This window comes from Mesorhizobium sp. BHbdii, assembly GCF_053848045.1.
Genome location: NZ_JBSPKX010000030.1, coordinates 1 through 1,910 on the forward strand (window position 1 = coordinate 1; position 1,910 = coordinate 1,910).

Below are 1,910 nucleotides of genomic sequence, written 5' to 3' on the forward strand. Positions count from 1 at the left end.
CCTTCGGCAAGATGACGCTCGACACGTCGGCGATCGCGCTCGGCCAGTTCGTGTTCGGCGAGCGCGGAGAGGAAGCGGGCGGCGGGCCAGCCTTCCTTGTCGGCCTGTTCGGCGAACTGCGGCCACATGAGCTTGCTGGCCGGCAGGCGCAGTTCGTTTAGCAGCAGGTTGAGCCGGGCGGCATCGACAGCGTTGGTGGTCTTCATGCCGCGTCTCCCGTCAGGTTGGAGCCGAGCAGGGCTTCATAGGCGTTGAGCGAGGCAAGGCGCACAACGACATTCGGCAGCCGGGCGGGATCGGGGGCGAAGTGTTGCCGCAAGGCAGCCATGTCGGGCAATCGTCCAGCCTCCAGACAGGCGGCCAACTGGTCGGCCAGTTCGCTCTCGCAACCGCGCTCGTGCGCCATCGCCAGAAGCTCGACCATGGTTCGGCAGGCCTGCCGGTCGGGCAGGCGCTCCAGCAGGGCGTCGAAGGTTCGCCGGTAGGCTTCGCGCGGGAAGAGCCGGTCGCGATAGACCAGGTTCAGGAGCGCCATCGGCTTCTTCCTGAGCGAGTGGATGACATGGCGGTAGTTGACGACTTGGTCGTGCTTGCCGGACGGATGCGCCCGGCCGCGCGGCAGCGTCATGAGCTGGGTGCCGCCGATGAAGACATCCAGCCGGTCGTCGAACAGGCGCACCCTGAGCCGGTGGCCGATCAGGCGGGACGGCACGGTGTAGAACACCTTGCGCAGGGTGAAGCCGCCGGAGGAGGTGACGCGCACGGTGAGTTCCTCATAGTCGCAGCTTCGCCGGTCCGGCAGGTGCTGCAGTGCGGCGCGCTCGCTGTCGATGCGCTTGGCGTTGCGGGCATTGCAGCGGCCGACGATCTCGTCGACGAAGCGGCGATAGGCGGCCAGGTCGTCGAAATCGCGCGAGCCGCGCATCAGCAGGGCATCCCCGATCGCCCGCTTGAGATGGCCGTGCGGCCCTTCGATGGCACCGTTCTCATGGGCGATGCCGGCATTGTTGCGGGACGGCGTCATGCCGTAGTGGGCGATGAGCTCGTCATAGCGGCGCGTCAGATCCTGCCGGGCGTCGCGATCGAGGTTGCGGAACGCCGCCGACAGGCTGTCGCTTCTGTGCTCGCGGGGCACCCCGCCGAGCGACCACAGGGCGTTCTGCAGGCCTTCCGCCAATGCCACGAAGCTCTCGCCGCCGAGCACGACATGGGCATGCTCGAAGCCGGAATAGGCAAGCCGGAAATGATAGAGCCGGTGGTCGAGCGGCTGACCCGCAACGGTGATGCCGGCGCCGCCCATGTCGGTGAAATCCGAAAGGCCGAGGCGGCCGGGCTGGTGAACCTGCCGGAAGATGACGTCCTGCTCCGCGCCGTGGAGGGCGCGCCAGGCGCGGATGCGCCGTTCCAGCGTGCGGCGGATACCGCTGCCCAGCCCGGGATGCCGCCGCACCAGCTCTTCGAAAATCGCCACGGCACGGATGCCGGGTGCGGCCTCGAGCAGCGGCATGACTTCCCTGTCGAAGATATCGGCGAGAGGATCGGGACGACGGCGCCCCCGCGGCGCCGCCTTCTGCGACGGCAGCCGCGGGTCCTTCTCGATGCGATAGGCCGTGGCAATGCTGATCGACGCCTTCGCCGCCGCGACGGCCGTCGTGTTGGTCTGTCTGAGCTTCATGTAGAGCCTCATCTGATGATCGGTTACGTGGCGGCCGGGCACAAAGTGATTCCCCCAAAATCGGAAAAACCACCGGCATACCCGGTCGACCGCGATCACCAGACAAACGCCCCCCGAACGAGGGCGCCGCCGCAGGCTTGAAACGCCGGTCGGGCTACGCCCTCCCTGCGTTCCAAGCCTGCGGCATTCTCATCTTGATTGTCGTTGCGCTCTCACCTTGTTTGTCGCGCTATAG

1 protein-coding gene and 1 pseudogene are annotated in these 1,910 nt (G+C 67.1%); both read right to left on the minus strand.

The features are described from left to right. A pseudogene (locus tag ACWTU8_RS31580) lies at positions 1–206 on the minus strand (hypothetical protein); the annotation flags it as partial. Beyond that, positions 203–1,717: an IS21 family transposase gene (gene istA / locus ACWTU8_RS31585; RefSeq protein ID WP_455851221.1), complete on the minus strand. Its 1,515-nt coding sequence runs from the start codon at positions 1,715–1,717 to the stop codon at positions 203–205. The pseudogene ACWTU8_RS31580 and the gene istA, both read right to left, overlap by 4 nt. Between the last annotated feature and the right edge of the window lie 193 nt (positions 1,718–1,910).